This window comes from Streptomyces incanus (genome assembly GCF_042656345.1).
GTDB classification, from domain to species: domain Bacteria; phylum Actinomycetota; class Actinomycetes; order Streptomycetales; family Streptomycetaceae; genus Streptomyces; species Streptomyces incanus.
In genome coordinates this window covers 1-617 of sequence record NZ_JBHSPC010000186.1, presented here as the reverse complement: position 1 = coordinate 617, position 617 = coordinate 1, and the positions used below count along the sequence as shown (strand labels likewise).

The 617-nt window shown below is 74.1% G+C and carries 1 protein-coding gene; it reads left to right on the top strand.

Annotated features, from left to right (window positions below):
• Window positions 1–617: AMP-binding protein (locus ACFP2V_RS38590; protein WP_381221434.1), on the top strand; the 617-nt coding region annotated here is incomplete at both ends.

Below are 617 nucleotides of genomic sequence, written 5' to 3'. Positions count from 1 at the left end.
GTCCGACGACGGTGCGCTGTCGTACGCGGAGCTGAACGAGCGGGCCAACCGGCTCGCCCACCACCTCATCGGGCGGGGCGTGGGCCCGGAGCGGATCGTCGCCCTGCTGCTGCCGCGCTCGGTGGACATCGTCGTGGCCCGGCTCGCGGTGATGAAGGCGGGCGGCGCGTACGTGCCGGTGGACCCGGACTACCCGGCCGACCGCATCGCCTACATGCTCGACGACGCGGACCCCGCACTGGTCCTCACGACCGGCCACGAAGCCGACCGGCTACCGGATGCGACGGCCGCCGGCCGGGTGGTCCTGGACCGGCTGGACCTGACCGCCGAACCGGTGACGGACCCGGTGGACGCGGACCGGCCGGCGAAGCTGACCGTGGCACATCCGGCCTATGTGATCTACACGTCCGGCTCGACGGGACGCCCCAAGGGCGTGGTGGTCTCCCACCAGGGCCTGGCCGCCTTCGCCACGGTGCTGGCCCAGCGGTGCGCCGTCGACCCGCGCAGCCGGGTGCTGCAGTTCTCCTCACCCAGCTTCGACGCCTCGGTGCTCGAACTCTGCATGAGCCTCCCCTGGGGCGCGGCCCTGGTGGTCCCCCCGCCCGGCCCGCTGGCGG